The organism is Nocardia sp. NPDC059154, assembly GCF_042755705.1.
Lineage (GTDB): Bacteria > Actinomycetota > Actinomycetes > Mycobacteriales > Mycobacteriaceae > Nocardia.
The window spans coordinates 21,562-30,234 of record NZ_JBHZCS010000075.1 but is presented as its reverse complement, the minus strand read 5'-3'; the positions used below and the strand labels follow the sequence as shown (position 1 = coordinate 30,234).

Sequence of the window (8,673 nt, the reverse complement as noted above, 5' to 3'; positions counted from 1 at the left end):
GTAACCGCCTACCGGGTGCCCCGCCGCCCACGCAGCACCCGAAAAGGACAGCAACACATGCGAACTCGACAGCGAAACCGACTGCGAAACCGCCCCGCCTACACCCTGACCGTCCAGCCCGGCCGCGCCGAATACGCCACCAGCGTGGTAGCGAACTGGCTGGTCAACGATCCCGTATACCGGTCCAAAGCCCGTGAGGCGTACACCAGCGGAGATCCCGAAGACCTGCGCTGCTACATCGAGGCCGCCCTACGGCTCACCGTCACGTCCTACCTCGCCAGCACGGTGCGCAACCAGCTCGCCCCCGCCGACTACGACCGCATCCACTGGCCGACCGTCGCCGCCGCCCTCACGGCCCCGACCCGGGCCGAATGGGCCACTGAGCAAGTCACCGCGTGGATCTTGTCCGCCCGTGGCTTCCACCGCAGCGAGGCCGACCGCTACGCCGAAGCCAACGACTTTCTCGGGCTGCGCAACCACATTCACACCGCGCTCCGGTTCGCGGGCTTCTACCACCCCCAGCGCGCGCTCGGGCGCGAACTCACCGACACCGATTTCGGCCGGATCGATTGGTGCGCCATCGGTCGCGCCCTCACCGCCGACCGCCTCGCGCTCCCGCGCTGACCACGGACAGGAACACCATGACCGCCACCCCGAAGATCGAAATGACCGTGGGCATCGCGCTCAGCAGTTGGCGCTACACCGCCCCCGACCGAACCCGCTACCTGTTCAGCGTCGCCCACGTCGTCGGATGCCTGCTCACCCCCGGCGCAGATCTGCGCTTTACGCCGGTTCCCAGCATCGAAGTCCGCACCGCCGACCCCGACATCCCCGACTTCACCACCCGCGAATACCTCCCCATCCCCGACGCCACCAAAACCCGCATCCCGTGGGACCAGGTCACCGAGACCGTTACCCAGTACTGCACTGCCGTCGAAACCGCGTTTACCGCACTGAAAGCCGCGCGCGGCGACTACCCCGAGCCCGGCCCGCTGATCGTTGACCGGTTCTCCCAGACGCCCGGAGACCCCACCTACTACTACGACAAGAGCGAGCGGCTCAGCTACGCGGTCGCGCGCATCCGTCTGGGCAACGTCAACACCCTCATTCACCGCGAGGGATGCTCCCGCATCGCCGAAGCCACCGAATTCTACACCACCCCGGCCCGACGATTCGGATTCACCGAATTCGCACCCGTCACCGACACCCTCGCCGCCATCCTGCGCCCCGGCCGCAAGACCGTCGCGTGCCGCTGCTGGCCCACCGCCCCGTTCTGACCACCGTGACCGCGAAATCCTCACTGTCCGAGGGGAACCCGATGCCCGACATTCCCATTGCCTACACCTACAGCCGCGAACAGGCCATCGCCTCCGGAGCGTTGCGCGACGTCTCCGACCTCGCCCGCCAGGCCGGATTCGCCCGCCCCGTCGCCCTCACCGAGCAGGCATGGACCCACGCCGTCGCGTGGGACCACGACGGCGCACTCGGCCAGTCCACCACCGGCCGCACCTTGGTCGTGCTGACCATGGCCCGCCCCGCCATCGAAGCCGCGTACGCCGCAATGGCCGACGCCGACCCCGGCAGCACCGTCCGCGCCGAATTCAGCGTCCTGCGATTGGTCAACGGCAGCACCGACACCAAGCCCCACCCGATCGCCCTCGCAATCCACTACGGGCCCGGTGACAACGGCGAACCCGTCGTCACCATCATGCGGGCCCGCGAGAGCTGACCCACCCCGCCCCGTCCGGGCACCCGGTAGTAACCGCCTACCGGGTGCCCGCGCGGGACACCAACCCGGAAAGGACACAGCACAAGTGACCACCGCCAACCCCGAAACCAGCACCACCGCAACCCAATCCGACACGGGCACCGTCGCACCCGCCACCGGCGACGACTGGGTGACCGTCGTTCCGGTGCCCTTGCCCCAGGACCAGGCAGAGGCGATTCGCACGCGCGCGGATCTCGACTCGCTGACCCACGGCCCCGGCCGCGTCGCCGCCTACGTCTCCAGCGATGGCCGCACGCTGACCACCTGGAGTGGTGGCGAACTGGCCCGCGTCATCGACCACCGGCGCGGCCGCCGGTCGGACTGGTGGAAATTCGAGCGCGGATGCCACACCTTCTACGGCTTCAACGCAGGCCCCGGAAGCTCCGTCATGGTGCGCGCCTACTCGACCCCGGCGAAGCCACCGGCCGTCATCCCCAAACCAGACGACGACGAACTCCCGCCGCGCGAACACCCATAGCCGCCCGCGCAAGCAGCAGCTCCACTAACCCGTCACCAACACGACGAAAGGCGTGTGCTTCCCGGCCACAAGCCGGGAAGCACACGCCTTTCGTCGTTTTCCGTTGCGCCCCAAACGCAAACCGGTATCCGCGCCTTGCCCAGCCAACGCCACCGGCCACCGCGGGCACACCGCGACAGCGAGCCCTCAGCCCGACACCGCGCCCCCGCCGAGCACCTCGCCCTGCACCGGCAGCTCCGCAATCACCGGACCGACCGCCGCGGCCGCCGCCGCAGGCGCATCGCTGCGACCCGGGCCATCCGCTGCCGCGCCGTCGTCATCCCGCGCGAGCGCCACCAGACTCGACACCTGCCGCGCGCTCAAATTCACCAACTTCCCAATCTCACCGAACGCCATGCCCCGCACATGAATCCGCTTCAGCACCGCGCCCTGCTCACCCACCGCCGCAGCAACCCCCACCTCCGCCTCCTCCTCCGCCGCTAACACCGCCGAACAGAACGCCGCACCAGCGCCATCGATCGCAGCGGTCAGCACCGCCCGCGGTCCAGCCTCGACCGCCACCGGCCCGGGCACCGGCCGCGCCGCGTCGCGGTCGTAATCAGCGAACGCCGCGTCGACCGCGCGATCCCGCACCGCCGCCGCCTTCTGCCGCGCCTCTGCCCGCTGCGCCTTCACCCCATCGATGACACGCACCAGCTCGAGATACCGAGCGAAATCGACTTCGTCGGCCTTCACCGCCGCCAACACCTTTGCCCGATGCTCGGCCAGCCGCTGATACCCGGCCTCACGACTCCGCACCGGATGGATCGAACGCGCCATATCGATTGCCCCCTACGAGCACTCGCCGTTGAACCCACCACCCCCACCGTAAACGCGCACACCACAAGACCGACCACCCCACTTTGGGGAACACCCGCGGCGGCCGGCCGACGCGAAACCGACGCCAGGCCAACCAATCCCACCGGCGCGCACGCGGCGCCAGTCCACAGCCGGCCCCGCTCCCCTCAGAGCTACCGCGACACCAAGCCCTCCCGCCGGGCCGCAGCTCCCGCAGGCTCACCACCCAGCCGCGCCGACCCCGAGCGGCGCACGCCCACAACGCAACCGGGCACCGCGCGCCACCAGGGCCAGCCGTGACCCCGTTCGCGGGGACCGAACCGACCAGCACAGCACCACTAGTCCAGTCCGATCCCAACCTCACCCAGCACTCCCCCCGTCTCACCTCCCGCACTTCACACCGACCGCCCCGTGACCATCCAGCCCCTGCGCTCCAGTCCCTCACCAACCCCCGTGCCCCACAGTTCCGTTCAACTCAACAAACCAGCACCACAAATCTCTTGCATTCTGGCCGTTAACATCCCTACCGTCAGTACTTGTGGTCGGAAACCTGCACAAGCTCTCCGCGGGTGATGGCTACACGTATCTGACCAAGCAGGTCGCCGTCATGGATTCCAGCGAGCTGGGAACCTCGAGCCTGGGCGACTACTACTCGATGAAGGGCGAAGCGCCCGGCCAGTGGATCGGCGCGGGACTGGCTGCCTTCGAAGACATTTCAGCCGGCGACACCGTCACCGAAGACCAGATGAAGGCCCTGTTCGGCCTCGGCCGAAACCCTCACGCGAAACAGATCGAAGCCGACAAGATCGCCGAACTCGTCGGGCCCTACCTGCAGCGCTACCTGGCGCGCGGTCACCCGATGAACACCGCGGTGAAGAAGGCACGCGACCGCGCGGCGACAGAAGCGTTGGCCTTCAGCCGACTCGGGCAGCCCTTCCGGGTCTACAAACAAGCCTCCGAGTTCCGGCAGAACGTCGCCACCGCCTACAGCGACCGCAACACCAGCCAGGGATTGCCCTGGAGGACAGCACTTCCCGTCGAGGAACGCACGCGGCTGCGCACCAAGGTCGCCACCGCGATGTTCGCCGAGCAGTACGGGCGCGACCCGCTCGACGACCGGGAGCTGTCAGGGTTCATCGCCACCAACTCCCGCCAGCGGACCCAAGCCTGCGCCGGATACGACTTCACCGTCGCCTTCCCCGACAAGAGCTGGCACGCCTTGTGGGCGCTGGCCCCCCGCGACGTCGCCGACATCCTGTTCAACGCCCACGTCCGCGCCGCGCAGGACACCGTCCGATTCGCCGAGAAAGTCGCCGTCTACACCCGCGTCGGCGCGAACGGTGTTGCGCAAGTGGACGTCACCGGCCTCGTCGCGACGATCTTCCACCACCGCGATTCCCGCAACGGCGACCCCTACCTGCACTCGCACATCGCGCTGTCGAACAAAGTCCGCACCCTCGACGGCCGCTGGCTCGCGTTGGACGGCCAAACGTTGTACAAGTTTGCGGTCTGGCTGTCGGAGTACTACGCCACACGCTCGGTCACCTACGCGCGAGAAGACCTGGCCCGCGCGGGTTTCCACATCGCCACCTACGAACGTCCGCACATCGACGCGACCAAACGCGGCACCACCGCCGTGGCGGGTATCGACACCGCCCTGTGCGACTGGTGGTCCTCCCGCAACGCCGCGATCGACGTCTGCCGCGGCGAACTCGCGCGCGAATTCCAGAAGACCAACGGGCGCGAGCCCTCCCCGCGCGAAGCCTACGAACTCGCCGAACGCGCGTCTCTGGCCACCCGCCCGCACAAACACCTCCCCCGCTCCGAAGCCGAACAACGTCACGCCTGGCACAACGAGGCCCTCGAGGTGCGCGGCTCCGAACAGGCCGTCACCGACATGATCCACACGACCCTGCACGCCCCGCCCGCCGGCCCCGACACCGAACCTCTCACCGAGGAACTGCTCGACATCTGGATCGCCCTGGCCGCCGACCGGGTCGTCGAACGTGTCTCCAGCGACCGCGCCACCTGGCAGATCAACCATGTCGGCGCCGAAGCCGAACGCGTCGTCCGCGCAGCAGAATTGGCACCGCAGCTGCTCGAGGACACCGTCGCCCAGGTGATTGCCGCCGCCTTGGATCCCTCGCGCAGCACACCGCTGAACGCGCCCGACGTCTTCGACGAACCCCGCCCGCTGGGGCGGATCGACGGCACCAGCGTGTTCACCCGCGCCGGCAGTCAGACCTACACCAGCACACCGATTCTCGACGCCGAGAACCGCATCCTGGCTGCCGCCGCACGCCGCGACGGCCGCCGCGCCAGCGACATCGCCGTCGACCTGGCGCTACTCGAATACGCCGCGAACGAACCCACCAAACCACTCGTCGCCGACCAGACCGCCCTCGTGCGCGAGTTCGCCAGCTCCGGTGCCCGGGTGCAGTTGGCCCTCGCACCCGCCGGGACCGGTAAGACCACCGCGATGAAGGTGTTCACCCGCGCCTGGGGCAACGACGGCGGCACCGTCATCGGCCTCGCACCGACCGCCGCCGCAGCGGCAGTGCTGTGGCAGGAGACCGGCGCGACGTGCGACACCATCGACAAACTCACCTACAGCCTCAAACAAGCGGCCGCCGCCGCCCCCAACGGTTTTGTCGCAACGATTCCGGACTGGGTCACCGCCATCGACGAACACACCATGGTCGTCGTCGACGAAGCAGCATTAGCCTCCACTCACCAGCTCGACCAGGTCATCGACTACGTCCTTGGTCGCGGCGGCAGCGTCCGGCTCATTGGCGACGACAAACAGTTGTCGTCGGTGGCCGCCGGTGGCATCGTGCGCGCGATCGCCGACACCTACGGCGCGCTCACGCTCGGGCACGTGGTGCGTTTCCGCGACCGACACGGCAACCCGCGCCTCGACGAAGGCGCGGCCTCACTCGCCCTGCGCGAGGGAGATCCGGCCGCGATCGGCTACTACATCGACCACGGCCGCGTGCACTCCGGCGACCTGGCCGCCCTCATCGAAGACGCCTACTGCAACTGGAGCGCCGACCAGCGCCGCGGGTTGGACTCGGTGCTCATGGCCCCCACCCGCGCCATCACCCGCGAACTGAACCAGCGCGCCCGCCGCGACCGCCTCGCCACCACCGGCGTCTGGCACGGCCGCGAGATCGCCCTCAACGACGGCACCAGCGTCTGCGCGGGCGACATCATCCGGACCACTACCAACCAACGCCGCCTGGCGCTCTCGGGCACCGACTGGGTCCGCAACGGCTACCGATGGGTCGTCGACGAGGTCCACGACGACGGCTCCCTCGCAGTCACCCACCTGCGCACCAAACTGTCGATCCGGTTGCCCGCCGACTATGTCGCGGAGTCGGTGCTGCTGGGCTACGCCTCCACGATCGGCTCGTCCCAGGGCATCACCGCCGATACCGGTCACACCGTGTTCTCCGGCGCGGAAACCCGCAACGACCTCTACACCGCGGTCACGCGCGGGATCCGCGAAAACCACCTCTACGGCGCCACCGCGCTCACCGGCGACGAACACTCCATCATCAGCGACAAGGCGATGAACCCGCTCACCGCGGTCGACTTCTTCACCCGCATGCTGGGCCGCGACGGCGCGCAGAAAGCCGCGACCACCCTCATCCGCGAACTCAACGCCCCCGAGACCCGGCTGGGGCTCGCGGTTGACGCCTACGTCCACGCCATCGGCGCGGCCGCCGAACACCTGCTCGGCCCCGAGGCGATGGCACGCATCGATACCGAAGCCGACACCGTGCACGCCGCGCTCACCGACTGCGCCGCCTGGCCGACACTGCGCAAGCACCTCTCCGTCATCGCGTTGACCGGCACCGACCCCATCGCCGCGCTGACCGCTGCCCGCAACAGCCGCGAACTCGACACCGCCGTCGACGCCGCCGCCGTGCTCGACTGGCGCCTGGACTCCACCGGAAACCACTCCACCGGCACCGGCCCGCTGCCCTGGCTCACCGGAATCCCCGACACCCTGCTCGAGCACCCCGACTTCGGAACCTACCTGCGCGCCCGCGCCGGCCTCGTCGAAGAACTCGCCCAGCAGGTCGAAACCAGCGCCGCGACATGGACATCGGACACCGCGCCGCGCTGGGCGCGGCCCTTGCTTGACGCCGACAACGCCACCCTGATCGGCCAGGTCGCGGTGTGGCGCGCCGCGACCGGCGTCGAGGACAGCGTCCAACGCCCCACTGGTGCCGACAGATCCGCCATCCGCGAACGGCACTACCAGCGTGAGCTTGCCGACCGCATCGCGGCCCTGCTCGGCGAGAACGGCCGGGCGACCAGCCGGTGGCGGCCACTGGCCAACCGCATCGAACCCCGCCTGCTCGACGACCCGTTCTGGCCGACCCTCGCCGACCGGCTCGACACCGCCGCACGCACAGGAATCAACGTCGCCCGCCTCGCCGACACACTCGCCGCGGAATTCCCGCTCCCCGACCAGATGCCCGCCGCCGCCCTCTGGTGGCGACTCGCCCGCCAACTGCCCACCCCAAACCCGACGCCAGCCGACGACCCCACCCAGGCCGCCGTACCCGAATCCCCCACCGACGCAGCACACCCCGATACCCAGTCGCACGCCGACGAACTCCTCGACACGCCCCAGACCGCGCACGAGGACAGCCCCACGACCGCGCCGTCGACGACCCGCCGCAACCCCGAAGACCCCGACACCGCGCCGGACCCGGCCGCGCAGCGGCTCCAGCAGATGACCACCCGCGCCCTGGTCGACGAAATCGACACGCTGCGTACACAACTGGGCCGCATCCGAAGCGAGATCACCCGATCCGGCGCGCTCACCGCCAACGCCGTGGCCGACCAAGTGCGCGACGACCACCACCAGCTCCACATGCGCGCCGACGCGATCACCGTCGCCCGCGCGGCCCAGCAATCAGTGCAAGACGCTGCAGCCCAACTCGACGAGGCCCTCGCCGAACTCGCGGCGCTGCGAAGCCGTCAACACGATCTCAACCCACGCCGCCGATCCGAAGCTGCCGACCTTGCCGCGGCCATCGAAACTGCCGAAGACAAGGTCGCCGATCTGCGCGAGCCCCTCGCCGACGCCAAAGCCGACGCGCGCACCGCCTACGACCACGCCATCGAACTCGGAGCCGCCTACTCCCAATGGGACGCCATCCTCGCCGCCGTCGCCGACCCGGGCTCCCTCGACGCCGAGCTGGCGGCCGCGATCACCGAAGACGCCGAGCGCGCGCAACGCCTCGACGAACAACACACCCAGCTCCACGAGCTGATCGCCGCCCTCGAGGCCGCCCTTACCGAACAACGCCGCCGCGACAACCACGACGGCCCCCGCTCCGAACAAGAACGCCAGCGCCGCAACCGACTCGACGCTGCCGCCGCGCTGGGCGACCCCACACCGGTGGTCCCGCACAAACGCACCTCGGCGTCCGCGCGCCGCCGACCACGCCGGAACGAGGCCCAACCGACACGCCGCCGAGGCCCGACCACCTAACCCTCCACCGGCCGACCACGCAGTCCGCGGCACCAGAACCCAATTCCGGGCGGGTTTCTGGAGGGGTCGGGTAAACTC

General features: G+C 69.4%; 6 protein-coding genes. 5 read left to right on the top strand and 1 reads right to left on the bottom strand.

All coding sequences use genetic code 11. The features are described 5' to 3' along the window. Window positions 1-57 precede the first annotated feature (57 nt). The 4 genes from ACFXN1_RS42065 (at window position 58) to ACFXN1_RS42050 (ending at window position 2,246) form a co-directional block, all read left to right on the top strand. Window positions 58-624: a hypothetical protein gene (locus ACFXN1_RS42065; protein ID WP_379442371.1), complete on the top strand. Its 567-nt coding sequence runs from the start codon at window positions 58-60 to the stop codon at window positions 622-624. Between the two features lie 17 nt (window positions 625-641). Beyond that, on the top strand, window positions 642-1,277 hold the full coding sequence (locus ACFXN1_RS42060) for a hypothetical protein (RefSeq protein WP_379442369.1): 636 nt from the start codon (window positions 642-644) through the stop codon (window positions 1,275-1,277). 41 nt (window positions 1,278-1,318) lie between these two features. Beyond that, window positions 1,319-1,729 (top strand): DUF6573 family protein, encoded by a 411-nt coding sequence (locus ACFXN1_RS42055; RefSeq protein ID WP_379442368.1) that lies wholly within the window; start codon window positions 1,319-1,321, stop codon window positions 1,727-1,729. 85 nt (window positions 1,730-1,814) lie between these two features. Next, entirely contained in the window at window positions 1,815-2,246 is a 432-nt protein-coding gene (locus tag ACFXN1_RS42050) for a hypothetical protein (RefSeq protein WP_379442366.1), read from the top strand. A gap of 186 nt (window positions 2,247-2,432) precedes the next feature. Here ACFXN1_RS42050 and ACFXN1_RS42045 read toward each other — a convergent pair whose 3' ends face one another. Beyond that, the gene (locus ACFXN1_RS42045; RefSeq protein WP_379442365.1) at window positions 2,433-3,065 is read right to left on the bottom strand and encodes a hypothetical protein; all 633 of its coding nucleotides are present in this window, start codon (window positions 3,063-3,065) and stop codon (window positions 2,433-2,435) included. Window positions 3,066-3,621: 556 nt separating this feature from the next. Between ACFXN1_RS42045 and mobF the strand changes: the two genes are divergently transcribed. After that, window positions 3,622-8,595, top strand: coding sequence for a MobF family relaxase (gene mobF / locus ACFXN1_RS42040; RefSeq protein WP_379442364.1), 4,974 nt, complete (start codon window positions 3,622-3,624; stop codon window positions 8,593-8,595). Window positions 8,596-8,673: the final 78 nt, after the last annotated feature.